General features: G+C 59.6%; 15 protein-coding genes. 12 read left to right on the top strand and 3 right to left on the bottom strand.

All coding sequences use genetic code 11. The annotated features are described in order from the left end of the window. Positions 1-84: 84 nt before the first annotated feature. A complete protein-coding gene (locus EI969_RS14995; protein ID WP_160388484.1) occupies positions 85-348 on the top strand; it encodes a hypothetical protein in 264 nt (87 codons plus the stop codon). Between the two features lie 55 nt (positions 349-403). Continuing rightward, positions 404-850 (top strand): aminoglycoside 6'-N-acetyltransferase, encoded by a 447-nt coding sequence (aac(6'), locus tag EI969_RS15000; RefSeq protein WP_160388485.1) that lies wholly within the window; start codon positions 404-406, stop codon positions 848-850. Here aac(6') and EI969_RS15005 read toward each other — a convergent pair whose 3' ends face one another. Continuing rightward, positions 851-1,954 (bottom strand): GlxA family transcriptional regulator, encoded by a 1,104-nt coding sequence (locus EI969_RS15005; protein ID WP_007975492.1) that lies wholly within the window; start codon positions 1,952-1,954, stop codon positions 851-853. It lies immediately after the preceding gene. A gap of 538 nt (positions 1,955-2,492) precedes the next feature. Further along, complete coding sequence (locus EI969_RS15010) at positions 2,493-3,869, bottom strand: L-serine ammonia-lyase (protein WP_160388486.1); 1,377 nt, start codon at positions 3,867-3,869, stop codon at positions 2,493-2,495. Between the two features lie 435 nt (positions 3,870-4,304). Between EI969_RS15010 and EI969_RS15015 the strand changes: the two genes are divergently transcribed. The 3 genes from EI969_RS15015 (at position 4,305) to choV (ending at position 7,336) form a co-directional block, all read left to right on the top strand. Then, positions 4,305-5,249: a choline ABC transporter substrate-binding protein gene (locus tag EI969_RS15015; RefSeq protein ID WP_160388487.1), complete on the top strand. Its 945-nt coding sequence runs from the start codon at positions 4,305-4,307 to the stop codon at positions 5,247-5,249. A gap of 66 nt (positions 5,250-5,315) precedes the next feature. Beyond that, positions 5,316-6,161, top strand: coding sequence for a choline ABC transporter permease subunit (choW, locus tag EI969_RS15020; protein ID WP_160388488.1), 846 nt, complete (start codon positions 5,316-5,318; stop codon positions 6,159-6,161). Next, positions 6,158-7,336 carry a choline ABC transporter ATP-binding protein gene (gene choV, locus EI969_RS15025; RefSeq protein ID WP_160388489.1) on the top strand — a complete coding sequence of 393 codons (1,179 nt, stop codon included), beginning with the start codon at positions 6,158-6,160 and terminating at the stop codon, positions 7,334-7,336. The genes choW and choV overlap by 4 nt, the downstream gene beginning before the upstream one ends. 237 nt (positions 7,337-7,573) lie before the next feature. Here choV and EI969_RS15030 read toward each other — a convergent pair whose 3' ends face one another. Then, on the bottom strand, positions 7,574-9,514 hold the full coding sequence (locus EI969_RS15030; RefSeq protein ID WP_224791561.1) for a BCCT family transporter: 1,941 nt from the start codon (positions 9,512-9,514) through the stop codon (positions 7,574-7,576). A 380-nt stretch (positions 9,515-9,894) separates the two neighbouring features. Here EI969_RS15030 and betI point away from each other — a divergent pair, with 380 nt between their 5' ends. The 7 genes from betI (at position 9,895) to EI969_RS15065 (ending at position 18,309) form a co-directional block, all read left to right on the top strand. After that, entirely contained in the window at positions 9,895-10,488 is a 594-nt protein-coding gene (gene betI, locus EI969_RS15035) for a transcriptional regulator BetI (RefSeq protein ID WP_150719160.1), read from the top strand. Positions 10,489-10,551: 63 nt separating this feature from the next. Beyond that, the gene (betB, locus tag EI969_RS15040; RefSeq protein ID WP_160388490.1) at positions 10,552-12,024 is read left to right on the top strand and encodes a betaine-aldehyde dehydrogenase; all 1,473 of its coding nucleotides are present in this window, start codon (positions 10,552-10,554) and stop codon (positions 12,022-12,024) included. 175 nt (positions 12,025-12,199) lie between these two features. Beyond that, complete coding sequence (gene betA, locus EI969_RS15045) at positions 12,200-13,903, top strand: choline dehydrogenase (RefSeq protein WP_160388491.1); 1,704 nt, start codon at positions 12,200-12,202, stop codon at positions 13,901-13,903. A 326-nt stretch (positions 13,904-14,229) separates the two neighbouring features. Next, the gene (locus tag EI969_RS15050; RefSeq protein WP_160388492.1) at positions 14,230-14,955 is read left to right on the top strand and encodes an AzlC family ABC transporter permease; all 726 of its coding nucleotides are present in this window, start codon (positions 14,230-14,232) and stop codon (positions 14,953-14,955) included. Continuing rightward, on the top strand, positions 14,952-15,296 hold the full coding sequence (locus tag EI969_RS15055; RefSeq protein ID WP_160388493.1) for an AzlD domain-containing protein: 345 nt from the start codon (positions 14,952-14,954) through the stop codon (positions 15,294-15,296). Before EI969_RS15050 ends, EI969_RS15055 begins: the two co-directional genes overlap by 4 nt. Before the next feature lie 233 nt (positions 15,297-15,529). Continuing rightward, positions 15,530-16,972 (top strand): TldD/PmbA family protein, encoded by a 1,443-nt coding sequence (locus tag EI969_RS15060; RefSeq protein ID WP_160388494.1) that lies wholly within the window; start codon positions 15,530-15,532, stop codon positions 16,970-16,972. Further along, positions 16,972-18,309, top strand: coding sequence for a TldD/PmbA family protein (locus tag EI969_RS15065; RefSeq protein WP_160388495.1), 1,338 nt, complete (start codon positions 16,972-16,974; stop codon positions 18,307-18,309). Before EI969_RS15060 ends, EI969_RS15065 begins: the two co-directional genes overlap by 1 nt. Positions 18,310-18,368: the final 59 nt, after the last annotated feature.

An 18,368-nucleotide genomic window follows, 5' to 3' on the forward strand; every position in this document is an offset into this window, starting at 1 on the left:
CATTGCGACAAATCGCCCTTGCCGACACCCGGCACCCCCACCAGAATCGAACCACGACTCCGTTCCCTGAAGAAGGATTGCGTCATGATGCACGCCGATTTGATAGACCAGGAAGACCTGTTGGGCCATCTAAAGTCGTTGGGGTTTCAAGTGCCGAGCGGCGCCACGGCCGAGCAGGCTTGCGAGTGCGCGGTCCGAGGCTTGAACAATGAACGGGCGATAGTGCTGCGCACCATGGTCAAGCAGATGTACACCAGCAGCGCGACCATCCTGCCAGCAGTGCGCCAGGCGATCGACAAGCAGTTGTTGCCGGCACTGGCGGAGTATCAGCAAAGCCACCGCACCTGAGGACTTGAGGGTTTGCTAGAGTGCCAGTCTTCCTGACCACCATGAGCAAACCCTGATGTTGCGAATCCAACGCTGCCAGTCCAGCGAACAAGCGGGCTGGCTGCCTTTGCGCCAGGCACTCTGGCCGCATGCTTCTGAACAGGAGCATCGGGACGAAATCGGCCAACAGCTGAGCGAACCACAACGCTATATTAACTTCGTTGCTTACGACAGTCGGCAGCAACCCGTTGGATTGGCCGAAGCCTCATTGCGCCGTGACTATGTAAATGGCACCGACAACTCTCCTGTAGTGTTTCTGGAGGGTATCTACGTGGTGCCAGAGCAGCGCCGCCAAGGCGTGGCCGCACAATTGATAGAGTTTGTAGCGCAATGGGGGCGAGAACAGGGCTGTGTGCAAATGGCCTCCGACACCGCCCTCGACAATCTGGTGAGCCAGGAGACACACACAGCGCTCGGCTTCGAAGAAACCGAGCGCGTCGTGTTTTTCAAGCGCCAGCTCTGACTAGAGCCTTACACTGGCAAACGTCGACTCATTACGCGCCTGGCTCAGTGCCGACAACGGCCCGGACAACGGCGACAGCACCAGCGCTTGCGGCAGCGGCATCATCGCTACCTGCTGGGTGGTGTTGGAGCCTACGCGCTCGTCACGCGGCGGAATGCCGAAGTATTCGCGGTAGCACTTGGAGAAGTGCGGCGTGGACACGAAACCGCACACCGACGCCACTTCGATGATCGACATCGGCGTTTGCTTGAGCAGCTGACGCGCGCGGATCAGGCGCAGCTTGAGGTAGTAACGCGACGGCGAACAGTGCAGGTACTTCTGGAACAGGCGCTCGAGCTGACGACGGGACACCGCGACATACACCGCCAGTTCGTCCAGGTCGATCGGCTCTTCGAGGTTGGCTTCCATCAACGCGACGATTTCCTGCAACTTCGGCTGGTTGGTGCCGAGCATGTGCTTGAGCGGCACACGCTGGTGATCCTGCTCGTTGCGGATGCGCTCGTAGACGAACATTTCCGAAATGGCTGCCGACAGCTCACGGCCGTGATCGCGGCTGATCAGGTGCAGCATCATGTCCAGTGGCGCAGTGCCGCCGGAGCTGGTGAAACGGTTACGGTCGAGGGTGAACAGGCGGGTGCTCATCGCTACACGCGGGAAAGCTTCCTGCATCGCCGCCAGGCATTCCCAGTGCACGCTGCAATCAAATCCGTCGAGCAGGCCGGCGCAGGCCAGGGCCCAGCTGCCGGTGCACACCGCGCCGAGGCGACGGGACTGGCGGGCCTGGCTTTGCAGCCAGGACACGTGTTCGCGGGTAACCGTGCGCTGGATGCCGATGCCGCCGCAGACGATGACAGTGTCCATTGGCGGGGCTTTGTGCATGGAGGCGTCGGGGGTGATCTGCAGGCCGTCACTGGCCCAGACCTGGCCGCCGTCGACGGTGAGGGTGGTCCAGCGATACAGCTCGCGACCGGACAACTGGTTGGCCATGCGCAGGGGTTCCACTGCGGAGGCCAGAGAAATCAGCGTGAAATTGTCCAGCAGCAGAAAGCCGATGGATTGAGGCGCACGGTTCTGGGGTTGGGCCCCGGAGTTGAACGTCGTCATCGCGGTATCTCCTCACACAAAGCGGGTGATGGCCTCAGGCGGAGGCTCTTTTTATTGCCATCGTTCTCGCGTGGGAGACGGGCTTTGTAATGACAGAGCAATTGCCATGCCTATTTTTGAATGTGCGTTCAATAACTCCTGAAAACGACGTCGGAATGTGTCTATATATGACACGCAGCGAGTGGGGATTTAAATGGCCATCAGGGCTGGCAAGCGCCTCGTCCCACATGCTGTGAGCAATTCGGTAGCACTTGTGGGAACAGGGCTGCGAGCCGCTGTGAAAGAGTGTCACCGCAGGCACGGGGGACGGGCGGTCGAGGGCCGGTTGGCCCTCGATCAGTGGCAAGACGATTTATCTGTGAGCGACGCGCTAAAAGGTGGCGCGTTTTCGAGCGGGTGTTCACTTAGCGCGCAGTTTTGACTGGTCTGGCGCTATCGCGAGCAAGCTCGCTCCCACAGGGATTGAGGTGAACACAATTTTTGTGACCGACGCAAAACCTGTGGGAGCGAGCTTGCTCGCGATGGAGTCGACGCGGTCTCAGCACTCAACCGCGCTGACCGCCAACCCACCCCGCGATGTCTCCTTATATTTGTCATGCATATCGGCACCGGTATCGCGCATGGTGCGGATCACCCGATCCAGCGAAATGAAGTGCTGACCATCACCGCGCAAAGCCATCTGCGCCGCATTGATCGCCTTCACCGCAGCAATCGCGTTGCGCTCGATGCACGGCACCTGGACCAGTCCACCTACCGGGTCGCAAGTCAGGCCGAGGTTATGCTCCAGGCCGATTTCCGCCGCGTTGCACAACTGCTCTGGTGTGGCGCCAAGGATTTCCGCCAGCCCGGCTGCCGCCATGGCGCAGGCCGAACCGACTTCGCCCTGGCAACCGACTTCGGCACCGGAGATCGAGGCGTTCTTCTTGCACAGGATGCCCACCGCCGCCGCACTGAGGAAGTAGTCGACGACATTGGCGTCTGTCACCGCTTCGCTGAATTTCATGAAGTAATGCAACACCGCCGGAATGATCCCTGCCGCACCGTTGGTCGGTGCCGTGACCATGCGCCCGCCGGCCGCGTTTTCCTCGTTGACCGCCAGGGCGAACAGATTTACCCATTCCATGGCGCTCAAGGTCGAGCCGATCACGTTGGGTTTGTTCAGTTCCTGCAAGCTGCGGTGCAGCTTGGCCGCACGCCGGCGCACGTTCAGGCCGCCGGGCAGGATGCCTTCGTGCTTGAGGCCTTGTTCAACGCAATCCTGCATGGCGCGCCAGAGCTTCATCAGGCCGCTGCGAATTTCATCCTCGCTGCGCCAGACTTTCTCGTTGGCCATCATTAATTCAGCAACGCGCAGGTTGTGCTTTTTACACAGTTCCAGCAGCTCGGCCGCACTGGAAAAGTCATAAGGCAAAACAGTGCGGTCGAGGTCGACGACACCGCTGGAAGCCTGAGCCTCATCGACGACAAAACCGCCGCCGACCGAATAGTAGGTGTCGCGATACAACTCGCCATCATCACCTTCGACAATCAGGGTCATGGCGTTCGGATGGAATGGCAGGTTCTCGTCAATCAGGCGCATGTCCCGGGCCCAGATGAAGGGCACCGGCAAGCGGCCGTCGAGCAGCAGCGTATCGGTCTCGCGCAGGGTGGCGATACGGATGCCGATTTGCGACGGATCGATCGCATCCGGCCACTCGCCCATCAGCCCCATGATCACCGCGTTGTCGCTGCCGTGACCGATGCCGGTGGCCGACAACGAGCCGAACAGCTGGACTTCGACACGCCGAACCTGCTCAAGCAACCCGCGCTCGCGCAGGCCCTGCACAAACAGCGCTGCCGCCCGCATGGGCCCCACGGTGTGCGAACTGGAAGGGCCGATGCCGATTTTGAACAGGTCGAAAACACTGATAGCCATTACTGCCGAACTCCTCGATGGGCCCACTGCGCACGCAAAAGCGCACGGTGACGGAGCTGCTACGCTCAAGCTGCAATCCGCCGGGATGACCGCATCATCAAGCTTTTATCCAGTTGTTCGACGTCTCTAACCGACGCACTCATGCCCACCAACGCCGCGTGTCTTTTACGCAGTGTTTTCGCCGTTTTTTTGCGGCTCAGAGAAGGAAAAGGGGCTGAAAAAATCTGTAAACGACGTCACCGACACTGGATGCGACCATCCCTGTACTGGATACGACGCACCCTGTAGGCGTCAGATTTTCACTGGTACATGATCATATCGACTCGATTGCAAGGCGCCGTGGTAGAGCTGTCTCCAGAACGCCATCCAACCGCAACCTATAAGTGCGGTGGTCCAGTCGGAACACTGCCAAAAAAAACACCAAGGAGTCCATCCATGAAAGGTTCCCCGTCGTTGTTGTTGGCCGCCATGCTTAGTCTGCCGGTTCTGGCGCAAGCCGCAGAACCGGCGCAGTGCAGTACCGTAAACTTCTCCGATGTTGGCTGGACCGACATCACCGCTACCACCGCGACAACCAGCGTCGTGCTCAACGCCCTCGGCTACAAGACCAAGACCACCATGATTTCCGTGCCCGTGACCTACAAGTCGCTGGCCGACGGCAAGAACATGGACGTGTTCCTGGGGAACTGGATGCCGACCATGGAAAACGACATCAAGGCTTACCGCGATGCCGGCACCGTGGAAACCGTCCGTACCAACCTCAAGGGCGCCAAGTACACCCTCGCCGTCCCTCAGGCGCTGTACGACAAGGGCCTGCATGACTTCGCCGACATCGCCAAATTCAAGAAAGAGCTCGATGGCAAGATCTACGGCATCGAGCCCGGCAACGACGGCAATCGCCTGATCCAGAGCATGATCGACAAGGATGCCTTCGGCCTGAAGACCGCCGGTTTCAAAGTCGTCGAATCCTCCGAAGCCGGCATGCTGTCGCAGGTCGACCGCGCGCAGAAACGCGACACCGCCGTGGTGTTCCTCGGCTGGGCGCCGCATCCGATGAACAAGCGCTTCAAGATTCAATACCTGACCGGTGGTGATGACTTCTTCGGCCCGGACTTCGGTGCCGCCACCGTGGCGACCAACACCCGCAAGGGTTACGCCCAGGAGTGCAGCAACGTTGGTCAGTTGCTGAAGAACCTGGAGTTCACCGTCGACATGGAAAGCGAACTGATGGGCAACATCCTGGACGACAAGATGAAGCCTGACGCGGCCGCCAAGGCCTGGCTGAAAAACAATCCACAGGTGCTCGATACCTGGCTCGCTGGCGTGACCACCATTGACGGTAAACCTGGCCTGGAGGCCGTGAAAGCCAAACTGCAGTAATCGCTTATGCCGGGCAGGTTCGCCTGCCCGGGCTGTTTATTTCCTTGCATGCGGACGTTCACTACCATGCTGATTGATCAGAAAATACCCCTAGGCCAGTACATCGCAGGCTTCGTTGAATGGTTGACGCAACACGGCGCCAACACCTTCGACGCCATCGCCGTGACACTGGAAACGATGATCCACGGCGTGACGTTTGCGCTGACCTGGTTCAACCCGCTGGCATTGATCGGCCTGATCGCACTACTGGCACACTTCATCCAACGCAAATGGGGCCTGACCGCCTTTGTCATTGCTTCCTTTCTGCTGATCCTCAATCTGGGGTACTGGCAGGAAACCATGGAAACCCTCGCCCAGGTGCTGTTCGCCACCCTGGTCTGCGTGGTCATCGGCGTGCCACTGGGCATCGTCGCGGCGCACAAGCCGATGTTCTACACTTTAATGCGTCCGGTACTCGATCTGATGCAGACCGTACCGACCTTCGTTTACCTCATTCCTACCCTGACCCTCTTCGGGCTGGGTGTGGTCCCGGGCCTGATCTCCACGGTGGTGTTCGCGATTGCCGCGCCCATCCGCCTGACCTACCTGGGTATCCGCGATGTTCCGGAAGAATTGATGGACGCCGGCAAGGCCTTTGGCTGCTCGCGCCGTCAGCTGCTCTCGCGAATCGAACTGCCCCACGCCATGCCAAGCATCGCGGCCGGCATCACCCAGTGCATCATGCTGTCTCTTTCGATGGTGGTGATCGCTGCACTGGTAGGCGCCGATGGCCTGGGCAAACCGGTGGTCAACGCACTGAACACTGCTGATATCGCCCTGGGCTTCGAAGCAGGCCTGGCGATCGTACTGCTGGCGATCATGCTCGACCGTATCTGCAAACAACCCGACGCCAAAGTAGGGGGTGATGCATGAGCATTATTCGCTTCGAAAACGTTGACGTTATTTTCTCCAAGGATCCACGCGAGGCGCTCAAGCTGCTGGATCAGGGAATGACGCGCAACGAAATCCTGAAAAAGACCGGGCAGATTGTCGGCGTTGAAAAAGCCAGCCTGGATGTTGAAAAAGGTGAGATCTGCGTACTGATGGGCCTGTCCGGCTCCGGCAAGTCCAGCCTGTTGCGTTGCATCAACGGCCTCAACACCGTCAGTCGCGGCAAGTTGTACGTCGAGCACGAAGGCAAGCAGATCGACATCGCGTCCTGCACACCGGCAGAACTGAAAATGATGCGCACCAAGCGCATTGCGATGGTGTTCCAGAAGTTCGCCCTGATGCCCTGGCTGACCGTTCGCGAGAACATCAGCTTCGGCCTGGAGATGCAGGGTCGTCCCGAAAAGGAACGCCGCAAGCTGGTGGACGACAAGCTTGAGCTGGTGGGCCTGACCCAGTGGCGCAACAAGAAACCCAACGAGCTGTCCGGTGGCATGCAGCAACGTGTGGGCCTGGCCCGTGCGCTGGCGATGGACGCCGACATCCTGCTGATGGACGAACCGTTCTCGGCACTCGACCCGCTGATCCGCCAGGGTCTGCAAGACGAGCTGCTGGAACTGCAACGCAAGCTGAGCAAGACCATCGTGTTCGTCAGCCACGACCTCGACGAGGCCCTGAAACTGGGCAGCCGTATCGCGATCATGAAAGACGGCCGGATCATCCAGTACAGCAAGCCGGAAGAAATCGTCCTCAACCCTGCGGACGACTACGTGCGGACCTTCGTGGCCCACACCAACCCGCTGAACGTACTGTGCGGCCGCAGCCTGATGCGCACCCTGGACAACTGCAAACGCATCAACGGTTCGGTGTGCCTCGATCCGGGCGGCGATTCGTGGCTGGACCTGGCTGAAGGCAACACCATCAAGGGCGCCCGTCAGAACGGTTCGACCCTGGACTTGCAGAACTGGGCCCCGGGTGAGGCCGTTGAAGGGCTGGGTCGTCGACCAACACTGGTGGACTCGAACATCGGCATGCGCGACGCGTTGCAGATTCGTTATCAGACCGGCAACAAGCTGGTGCTGCACGACAACAACAAGGTGGTGGGGATTCTGGGCGACAGCGAGCTGTATCACGCACTGCTCGGCAAGAACCTGGGGTAAGGCAACAGACACAAAAACGCCGCGAGAGGATCGCGGCGTTTTTGTTTGAGCGCGTTATTTGTATCAACGCTATCTCTGTAGGAGCCGGCTTGCCGGCGATGGCGGTGTATCAGATACACCGCGGTGAAGTGCTCGCTAGCCCTGTAGGAGCCGGCTTGCTGGCGATGGCGGTGCATCAGATGCACCGCGGTGTCGCATTCGCTGGCAAGCCAGCTCCTACAAAGGCTGTGCGGTCACTCAGCTGTAAACCCGGCCAAGGAGCTGCCGATGGCTTTCAAACTGATCGAGCACGTCACGGGTGATCTGATCCTGGGTGAAGCCCATCAAGTCGTAGTCCTGGCTGCCGTTGTGCAGATACACCTCGGCACGGTAGTAGCGCTGACGCGCCTCATCGGACTGCGCCGACTCGGTTGGCGTGGCCAGATAGCCGTCCAGACTGACTTCGTAGACAAACGGGTTGCCCTCCTCCATCTCGACCCGCACGCCCATGCAACGCTTGGACTTGCCCAGCAGCGTCTGCACTTCCAGGCCTTGAGCACGCATTTGCGTCGTCGCGTCCTGCAATGCCGGGCTCACATGCTTGTCCATGAAACGCTGAACCACCGACTGGCTCGGTTGCAGGTCCAGTTGGGTCAAGCGCTCGCTGAAACCACGACGACCGCGTGCCGCCAACTCCGCTTGCTCCTGTTCGATCTGCACGTCCTGGCGCATGGCCTTGTGCAAGCCGAACATGAAGAACACCAGCACCACCGAGAACGGCAGGCCGGCCAGCACCACCATGGTTTGCATGGCTTCGAAGTTACCGGCGAACAACAAACCGATGGTCACCAGGGTGATCACCGCCGACCAGAAAATCCGCAGCCAGTGCGGGGCGTCTTCGTCGACGTTACCGCCCTTGCACGACAAGTTGGCCATCATCACCGCGCCGGAGTCCGCCGGGGTCAGGAACAGCACGAAACCAACGAAAATCGATACGCCGATCACCACTTTCGACGCCGGGTAATGCTCCAGCAACTGGTAGATCGCCATGGACGGCTGTTCCAGCGCCGTCTTCCCGAGCTCCACCGCCCCGTGGTTCATCACCAGGTCCAGGGCCGAGTTACCGAAGATCGACAGCCACGCCAGGGTGAAACCCAGTGGAATCAGGAGCACGCCGGCGACCAGTTCACGCACGGTACGACCACGGGAAATACGCGCGATGAACATGCCCACGAATGGCGCCCAGGAAATCCACCAGGCCCAGTAGAACAGGGTCCACAGGCCCAACCAGCGGTCGGACTTCTCACTGTCGCCTTCGTACACATAGAGGTCGAAGGTCTTCAGCACCACGCCGTTCAGGTAGTCACCGACGTTCTGTACGAAGCCGTTGAGCAGGTGCAGGGTCGGACCAAACAGCAGCACGAAAATCAGCAGGCCGCTGAACAGCACGATGTTCAGGTTGGACAGGCGGCGGATACCGTTTTCCACACCCGACACGGCAGCGATGGTCGCCACGGTGCTCATCACGATAATCACGATCAGCAGATTGGTGTTGCTGTGTTCCATGCCGAACAGGTTTTCCAGCCCCGACGACACTTGCAGCGAACCAATCCCCAGGTTGGTCACCAGACCCAACAGGGTCACGAACATGCCAAAGCCGTCTACCGCATGACCGGCCGCGCCTTTGACCCAGCGCTCACCTACCAGCGGATACAGCGCCGAACGCAAAGCCAGCGGCTGGTTATGACGATAAGCAAAGTAGGCAACGGCCAGACCGACCAATGCGTAGATCGCCCAGCCGTGCAGACCCCAGTGCAGGAACGTCAGCTGCACCGCCTGACGGGCGGCAAGATTGCTGCCAGCCACGCCTTCCGGCGGATTGAAGTAGTGATCCAGCGGCTCGGAAGCACCGAAGTACAGCAACGAAATGCCGATACCCGACGAGAACAGCATCCCCGCCCAGGCGCCGTAGCTGAAGTCCGGGGTGTCGTCCTTGCTGCCCAGTTTCAGTTTGCCGTAGGACGAAAACGCCAGGCCGACGACGAAGATCAGGTAGGCGGCAATCACCACCATGTAGTACCAGCCGAAGCTACGGGACAACCAGGCTTGCGCCGTACCGAGCAGTCTGCCGGCCTCTTGCGGGGCAATGATCAGAATGGCGGTCAACAACAGAATCAACGCGGTAGAGGTGTAGAACACCCAACCGTTGACCGTCACCTTCTCGGGTGGGGTCTTTATTAGCGAGGCAGAACTCATGGCACAGATGCTCCGGGCAGTGCGAGAGAAGAACGCAAGACAAACGTGTTACCCGACCAATCGGTTAGTGGGCAGCCGACCAGCGGGTGATATAAAGACACCCCGAAAAAAGCCCGAAAGCCTGAAGCGCCGTGGCGCGTAGGTTTCGAGCATTTTCGGAAGTCGATTTTTTCGCCGCCATCTGTAGGAAAAATCAGTTGATAGCGACGATTTGTCGCAGATCTTATTCTTTGTTGATTGAACGTTCAATCAAAACAAAATAGACTGGCCCACAAGCCGATAGACGTTCGACGTCTGCCGGAAGGCCTAAGGAGATGTGCAAGATGCCCAAGGTCGGTATGCAACCCATCCGCCGCCAGCAATTGATCGAAGCCACTTTGCTGGCCGTCGATCAGGTCGGAATGGGGGACGCCAGCATTGCGCTGATCGCCCGTTTGGCCGGTGTCTCGAACGGCATCATCAGTCACTATTTTCAGGACAAGAATGGCCTGATCGCCGCCACCATGGGGTACTTGATGACTGTGCTGAGCGAGAACGTCACCGCGCGCCGACTGGCGTTGACAGATGACAGCCCGCGGGCGCATCTGCAGGTGATCATCGAAGGCAACTTCGACGCCAGCCAGGTCAATGGCCCGGCAATGAAAACCTGGCTGGCCTTCTGGGCCACCAGCATGCACCAGCCGTCTTTGCACAGGTTGCAGCGGATCAACGATCACCGTCTGTATTCCAACCTGTGCTGCCAGTTCCGCCGCGTGTTGCCGCTCGATGATGCGCGCACCGCCGCCCGTGGCCTGGCAGCGTTGATTGACGGTTTGTGGTTGCGCGGCGCGCTGTCGGGAGACGCTTTCGACACCGGGCAGGCGCAACAGATCGCTTACGAATACATGGATATCCAACTGGCCAAGCGGGTGAGTTAGAGCACATACAGAACGCTCAACCACCGGACCGTGCCAACCACTTGATGCTCTTGCGAGGACTTTATGGCCCGTTTCGAATTGCAAAAACTCTACATCGATGGTGCTTACAGCGACGCCAGCAGCGACGCCACTTTCGAAGCCATCAACCCGGCTAACGGTGAAGTCCTCGCAAAAGTACAGCGCGCAACCTTCGACGACGTCGAGCGCGCCGTCGTCAGCGCCGAAAAGGGCCAGAAAATCTGGGCTGCCATGACCGCCATGGAGCGTTCGCGCATCCTGCGTCGCGCCGTGGAAATCCTGCGTGAGCGCAACGACGAACTGGCCGCCCTGGAAACCCTGGACACCGGTAAATCGTTCTCCGAAACCAAGTACGTCGACATCGTTACCGGTGCTGACGTGCTGGAATACTACGCAGGCCTGGTGCCAGCCATCGAAGGCGAGCAGATTCCGCTGCGCACCACGTCGTTCGTCTACACCCGTCGCGAGCCGTTGGGCGTCGTCGCCGGTATCGGCGCGTGGAACTACCCGATCCAGATCGCCCTGTGGAAATCCGCACCGGCCCTGGCGGCCGGCAACGCGATGATCTTCAAGCCAAGCGAAGTCACCTCGCTGACCACCCTGAAACTGGCCGAGATCTACACCGAAGCCGGCCTGCCAAACGGCGTGTTCAACGTCCTGACCGGCAGCGGCCGTGAAGTCGGCACCTGGCTGACCGAGCACCCGCGCATCGAGAAGATCTCGTTCACCGGCGGCACCGACACCGGCAAGAAAGTCATGGCCAGCGCTTCGGCTTCGTCGCTCAAGGACGTGACCATGGAACTGGGCGGCAAATCCCCGCTGATCATCTGCGACGACGCCGACCTCGATCGCGCCGCCGACACCGCGATGATGGCCAACTTCTACAGCTCCGGCCAGGTCTGCACCAACGGCACCCGCGTGTTCGTACCGGCTCACCTGAAAGCCGCTTTCGAAGCCAAGATCGTTGAGCGCGTTGCGCGCATCCGCGTCGGCAACCCGGAAGACGAAAACACCAACTTCGGCCCGCTGGTCAGCTTCGCCCACATGGAAAGCGTGCTGGGCTACATCGCCAAGGGCAAGGAAGAAGGCGCACGCGTTCTGTGTGGCGGTGAGCGTCTGACCGACGGCGATTTCGCCAAGGGCGCCTTCGTGGCCCCGACCGTGTTCACCGACTGCACCGACGAGATGACCATCGTCCGTGAAGAAATCTTCGGCCCGGTGATGGCGATCCTGTCGTACGAAACCGAGGAAGAAGTGATCCGTCGCGCCAACGACACCGACTTCGGCCTGGCCGCCGGTATCGTCACCAAGGATCTGAACCGCGCCCACCGCGTGATTCATCAACTGGAAGCCGGTATCTGCTGGATCAACGCCTGGGGCGAGTCCGACGCGAAAATGCCGGTCGGCGGCTACAAGCAGTCGGGTGTCGGCCGTGAGAACGGCATCAGCTCGCTGAACAACTTCACCCGCATCAAATCGGTACAGGTCGAGCTGGGCGATTACGTCTCGGTGTTCTAAGGCGGCAATTGCTTCGCCTGCGAGGCCGTCATCGCCAGCAAGCCGGCTCCTACAGATTTGGCGTCGTTCGCCAAATCATTGGTTACCTCAACCCTGTAGGAGCCGGCTTGCTGGCGATCGAGTGCGCAGCACTCGCCAAGGCCCGACCTGACCACTATCAAAGAGGGTGCATTCAATGTCCCAAGAATTCGATTACATCATCATCGGAGCCGGCTCGGCCGGTAACACCCTGGCGACCCGTCTGACCGAAGACGCAGGCGTCACCGTCCTGCTGCTCGAAGCCGGCGGCCCGGACTACCGTTTCGACTTCCGCACGCAGATGCCGGCCGCTTTGGCGTTCCCGCTGCAAGGCCGTCGCTACAACTGGGCCTACGAAACCGATGCCGAGCCACACATGGACGGTCGTCGCATGGAATGCGGTCGCGGCAAGGGCCTGGGTGGTTCTTCGCTGATCAACGGCATGTGCTACATCCGCGGCAACGCCATGGACTACGACGGCTGGGCGAAACTGCCAGGCCTTGAAGACTGGTCGTACCTCGACTGCCTGCCGTATTTCCGCAAAGCGGAAACCCGTGACATCGGTCCGAACGATTACCACGGTGGCGACGGCCCGGTCAGCGTGACTACACCAAAAGCCGGCAACAACCCGCTGTTCCACGCCATGGTTGAAGCCGGCGTACAGGCCGGTTACCCGCGCACCGAGGACCTCAACGGCTACCAGCAGGAAGGCTTCGGCCCGATGGACCGCACCGTGACGCCGAAAGGCCGCCGTGCTTCCACCGCCCGCGGCTATCTGGACGTCGCCAAGAAACGTTCGACCCTGACCATCGTCACCCACGCCCTGACCGACAAGATCCTGTTCGAAGGCAAGCGTGCGGTCGGTGTGCGTTACCTGGTCGGCGCCGCTGAAGAGCGTGTTGAAGTCAAGGCGCGCAAGGAAGTGCTGCTGTGCTCCGGCGCCATCGCTTCGCCGCAGATACTGCAACGTTCCGGCGTCGGCCCGGCCGAATTGTTGAACAAGCTCGACATTCCGGTGGTCCACGACCTGCCGGGCGTCGGTGAAAACCTGCAGGATCACCTTGAGTTGTACCTGCAATACGCTTGCACCCAACCGGTTTCGCTGTACCCGTCGCTGCTCTGGTACAACCAGCCGGCCATCGGTGCCGAGTGGCTGTTCAACGGCACCGGCATCGGCGCCAGCAACCAGTTCGAAGCCGGCGGTTTCATCCGCACCCGTCCGGAATTCGAATGGCCGAACATCCAGTACCACTTCCTGCCGGTAGCGATTAACTACAACGGCAGCAACGGTGTGAAAGAGCACGGTTTCCAGGCGCACATGGGCTCCATGCGTTCGCCAAGCCGCGGGCGCATCCAGGCCAAGTCGAAAGACCCGCGCCAGCACCCAAGCATCCTGTTCAACTACATGGCCACCGAGCAGGACTGGCAGGAATTCCGCGACGGCATCCGCCTGACCCGGGAAATCATGCAACAGCCGGCTCTGGACGCCTTCCGTGGTCGCGAGATCAGCCCGGGCATCGAAGTGCAAACCGATGAACAGCTGGACAAGTTCATCCGCGAACACGCCGAAACCGCGTTCCACCCTTCCTGCTCGTGCAAGATGGGCACCGACGAAATGGCCGTGGTCGATGGCGAAGGTCGCGTGCACGGCATGCAAGGCCTGCGTGTGGTCGATGCCTCGATCATGCCGATCATCACCACCGGCAACCTCAATGCACCAACGATCATGATGGCCGAGAAAATCGCCGACAAGATCCGTGGTCGCAAGCCATTGCCGCGCAGCACCGCCACCTACTATGTGGCAGGTGAAGCGCCGGTGAAGGGCAAGCCGGCGCGGGAAGTGAGCCAGACGGCTCTGTAACCGTTCTCGCACTTGCTTCAAACAGAACCGTCAACCTTTCCGGGTTGGCGGTTTTTTTCGATTAACACAAGCTATTTACAACAAACAATAATCTTCACACCAAGTAACTAAAAACAATTACAGACTCTCAACAACACTCGTTACACATGTATTCCCACGAACCTAAAGACCTCCATTACTATCCGCGACCCGCTTCAGCCGGACGCGAGCAGTTCAATGGAGATCAAGGACATGCCTGGCATCGACAGACTCAAGACCCCAAGTCACTTTCGTAGAAAGCACTACTTCCCACTGGATGAAACAACCTATACGCGAGCGGCCCACTGATGGTGACTCCAGTTACATCCACTCGATCCTCGACCATCAACGTTTTCACTGAAGGTGCGCGCGACGCAATCACGTTTGGCGTCGCGTTCATTTTCCTGTACTTATCCATCGGTATTTTAAGCGCAACTCAATCATTATCACTAAGCCAAGCGCTTGCAACGACTCTGTTAATATTTTCCACCCCACTGCAGTTCCTGCTGATACAAAGTCATAACGACGGATGGATACTGGTCCCTATCATCCTGGCGCTCAACGCTCGCTTCGTACTACTTTCCGCAACGCTTGCCCCCTATATTAGAAACACTTCCACCTCGAAAACCATGGCTTCCCTGATTCTGATCACTCCCTCGATATTCACTGGGTGCGTCACTCGATTCAAGCGCAAAACCGATCGCCCCTTCACTTACATGATCGGCCTTGGCCTGCCCATATTCGGTGTATCGATTATCTGCACCTACGTCGGCTTCATCGCCGGTGCAGAACTCACTTCACCGGTCATCTATGCCGCGATGACACTTCTATTACCGCTGCAATTTACCGCTTTGGCCGGCAAGCACTGGCCTCATTACTCGGAAGTATCGAGTTACTGGCTTGGCTTTGTCGGCGCCCCCCTTCTGGTCTATTTATTCAAGGATTACAGCTTGCTCTGCACGCCTTTTATAATCGGCGGATTGATCGTGTTGATTGAAAACACTTACAAAAAACGAGGTGGCGTAGCTCCATGACAATCTGGCTTCTTATTGCATTTTCTGCACTTACCGCCTTTGCATTTCGTGCCCTTCCATTTGCCTTCAAAAACAGCTCCGCACTTACGCAAACCCAAGGTTCCTTTTATCGGTTTATCAGCTACAGCGCACAAGCAATGTTGGGAGTCATCATTTACGACACTGCATTCAACAAGAAGGATGCTCTGACACTGATACAGCAATTTGAAACGCTGGATGCACTGAAGCTGTTCTTGCTAGTCGGCACCTTCATCGCGGTGGCCAAAACAAGAAAAATTCTGCCTGCTTTTTTTGCAAGCCTATTCATTTATGTTGCAGCTTTCGTTTATCTGAACGGCTGAATGCAGTACTTTGCCGGACAGTGGAATTGTTCGCGAGCAAGCTGCAATGGCTGTTCGCGAACTCAATCTTCAGCCAATTCGTCACGCGCCCTCTGCACTTCGTAATCTTTTCCGCCACTGCTCCGCCCTTGATCCGCCCACCCTCGCAGGCCTAATCTAGCGCCACGCAATCGTTTCACCCCTTCCCCTCGCAGCACCGCTCCATCGCCACTCCAGACCCAGGAGGTTCACGAATGTTCGACTTCTACCCCCAGCTCAAGCAGCGCTTCGCTGCCTTGCGCACGGGTGCTGAATTCTTTTCCCTGCGTTATGTACGCGAATCCGGGCAGTACCTGTCGGTGCGCAAGAACGTCGCCGAGCCGCCGAGCCTGAGCCGTGACGAAGGGGCGATGCTGACCGTGCGGGTCAATGGTGTCGAGGCCTATGCGGCCACCAACGACCTGTCGCCAACAGGCTTGCAGGCTGCCCTCGAACGTGCCGAGCTGCTGGCCCGTCGACTCAAGCCCCACGCCTTGCTGGACCTGCGTTCGCAGGCTGTTTCCAGCGACCGTGCCGATTATTTTTCGCCGAACCTCGACCAAGCCTTCCCGTCACTGAACGACTGCTACCACCTGCTGGGCGCCGAGTCGGCCGCCGTGCCCAGGGACGAGCGCCTGGTGAACTGGCAAGTCAGCCTCGGCATCACCCACGTCGAGCAGATCTACCTCAACAGCGCCGGCGCCGAACTGCGCCAGGCCCAACGTTTTGTGTACCCCGGCCTGGATGTCACGGCCTACGACGGCAACGACAGCCAGACCCGCAGCCTTGGCCGCGAGAACTTCGGCCAGCAGGGCGCGGCGGACGTCATCAGCCGCTGCGGCCTGATCGGTGCCGGCGCCCATGTGGCCGACCAGGCGCTGCAATTGCTTCTGGCGCCAAACACCCCGCAAGGCAAACGCGACCTGCTGCTGATGCCCGACCAGATGATGCTGCAAATCCACGAATCCATCGGCCATCCGCTGGAGCTGGACCGCATCCTCGGTGACGAGCGCAATTACGCCGGCACCAGTTTCGTCAAAACCGAAGACTTTGGCCGCCTGCAATATGGTTCCGGCCTGCTCAACGTGACCTTCGATCCGGAGATCCCCGAAGAGCTCGCCAGCTACGGCCATGACGACGACGGCACGCCCGCCAGCAAGCAGTTCCTGATCCGTGAAGGCCTGTTGCTGCGCCCGCTGGGCGGTGCACTGTCGCAATTCCGGGCCGGCATGGACGGCGTGGCCAACAGCCGCGCCTGCGGCTGGAACCGTGCGCCGATCGATCGCATGGCCAACCTCAACATCGAACCGGGCGATAAGTCCATCGAACAGTTGATCGGTGGCATCGAACACGGCGTGCTGATGTCGACCAACCGATCTTGGTCGATCGACGATGCGCGCAACAAATTCCAGTTCGGCTGCGAATGGGGCCAACTGATAGAAAACGGCGAACTCAAGGGCGTGGTGAAGAATCCCAACTACAGGGGCATCTCCGCGCAGTTCTGGAAGAGCCTCAGCGCCGTCGGCGATGCCAGCACCCTCAAGGTCCTCGGCACACCGAACTGCGGCAAGGGTGAGCCGAACCAGGTGATCCGCGTCGGCCACGCTTCACCGGCCTGCGTGTTCAGCAACGTTGATGTATTCGGAGGAGACGCCTGATGCATCCGTCAATCAGCCAGTCCGCATCGTTCAAGGCGCTGGTCAACAGCCTGCGTGAAGCCCTGCAAGAGCCCGAGCAGTTCACCCTCAGCTACGCCGCCGAATCGTCGGCCTTCATACGCTTCAACCAGGCCAGGGTGCGCCAGGCCGGTCAGGTGCAGCAGGCGAGCATTGGCCTGAAGCTGATCAACGAAGGCCGCCATGCCGATCTGCAGATCACGCTGGCGGGTGATCCCCACGTTGATCTGCAACGCTTGACCGACGGTCTGCACCAATTGCGGGAAACCTTGCCGCTGTTGCCTCCGGATCCTTACCTGCTGCTCAACCACAATGGCTGGCAGAGCAACAACGTGCAGGCCCATCCGCTACCGGACACCGAGCAGGTGGTCGCGCAGATTACCCAGGCCGCCGAAGGGCTGGATCTTGTCGGTTTCTACGCTGCCGGACCGATCAGTCGTGGCTTTGCCAGTTCTTCGGGCGCCTTCGGCTGGCATCAGGCCAACAGTTTCAATTTCGACTTCAGCCTGTTCCACGAGAACGGCCAGGCCGTGAAGGCCAGCTACGCCGGGCATGAATGGGATGGCGAAGGCTTTGCCAAACGCTTCCAGCAAGCCCGCGAGCAGCTTGAGGTTCTGGGTCAGCCGCTGCGTACCCTGGCGCCCGGCCAGTACCGCGCTTACCTGGCACCGGCGGCGCTGGAAGAAATAATGGGCATGCTGTGCTGGGGTGGTTTCTCGGCACAATCGATTGCCAGCAAAAGCAGCCCGCTGCAAAAGCTCTACGCTGGCGACAGCACGTTTAGCCCGCTGGTCTCGCTGGATGAAAAAGTCAGCGGTTCACTGAGCCCGGCGTTTTCCGATGAAGGTTACCCGCGCAGCGATCTGGGGTTGATCGTCGACGGTAAGGCCGGGGCGCGGTTGGTCAGCTCGCGCAGCGCCGCGGAATACGGTTTGACCGCCAACGGTGCCAGCGGCGGTGAATCGCCGAGCGCACTGAACATGAAGGCCGGAGCATTGCCCGACGCGGACATCCTCAAGCAACTGGGCACGGGGTTGTACATCAGTAACCTGTGGTACCTGAACTTCTCGGATCAACCCGCCGCCCGCCTGACCGGCATGACCCGCTTTGCCACGTTCTGGGTCGAGAACGGCGAGATCCAGGCACCGGTCAGCACCATGCGCTTCGATGACAGCGCCTTCAGCCTGCTCGGTTCACGCCTGGAAGCGTTGACCGCAGAGCGCGAATTGCTGTTGTCGGCGAGTACCTACAGCCAGCGAGCGACAGCCTCGGCACTGTTGCCGGGGGCGCTGGTCAGTCGACTTACGTTGACCTTGTAAAAGCATCGCGGGCAAGCCCGCTCCCACAGGTTGAGCGTGATCCCTGTGGGAGCGGGCTT

It is taken from the genome of Pseudomonas sp. PB101 (genome assembly GCF_009764265.1).
In the GTDB taxonomy this organism is placed as follows: domain Bacteria; phylum Pseudomonadota; class Gammaproteobacteria; order Pseudomonadales; family Pseudomonadaceae; genus Aquipseudomonas.

Coding starts and splice junctions, on each gene's coding strand:
- EI969_RS14995 (WP_160388484.1), top strand. CDS start 85: ATGATGCACGCCGATTTGATAGACCAGGAAGACCTGTTGGGCCATCTA.
- EI969_RS15005 (WP_007975492.1), bottom strand. CDS start 1,954: ATGACGACGTTCAACTCCGGGGCCCAACCCCAGAACCGTGCGCCTCAA.
- EI969_RS15010 (WP_160388486.1), bottom strand. CDS start 3,869: ATGGCTATCAGTGTTTTCGACCTGTTCAAAATCGGCATCGGCCCTTCC.
- EI969_RS15015 (WP_160388487.1), top strand. CDS start 4,305: ATGAAAGGTTCCCCGTCGTTGTTGTTGGCCGCCATGCTTAGTCTGCCG.
- choW (WP_160388488.1), top strand. CDS start 5,316: ATGCTGATTGATCAGAAAATACCCCTAGGCCAGTACATCGCAGGCTTC.
- choV (WP_160388489.1), top strand. CDS start 6,158: ATGAGCATTATTCGCTTCGAAAACGTTGACGTTATTTTCTCCAAGGAT.
- betI (WP_150719160.1), top strand. CDS start 9,895: ATGCCCAAGGTCGGTATGCAACCCATCCGCCGCCAGCAATTGATCGAA.
- betB (WP_160388490.1), top strand. CDS start 10,552: ATGGCCCGTTTCGAATTGCAAAAACTCTACATCGATGGTGCTTACAGC.
- betA (WP_160388491.1), top strand. CDS start 12,200: ATGTCCCAAGAATTCGATTACATCATCATCGGAGCCGGCTCGGCCGGT.
- EI969_RS15050 (WP_160388492.1), top strand. CDS start 14,230: ATGGTGACTCCAGTTACATCCACTCGATCCTCGACCATCAACGTTTTC.
- EI969_RS15055 (WP_160388493.1), top strand. CDS start 14,952: ATGACAATCTGGCTTCTTATTGCATTTTCTGCACTTACCGCCTTTGCA.
- EI969_RS15060 (WP_160388494.1), top strand. CDS start 15,530: ATGTTCGACTTCTACCCCCAGCTCAAGCAGCGCTTCGCTGCCTTGCGC.
- EI969_RS15065 (WP_160388495.1), top strand. CDS start 16,972: ATGCATCCGTCAATCAGCCAGTCCGCATCGTTCAAGGCGCTGGTCAAC.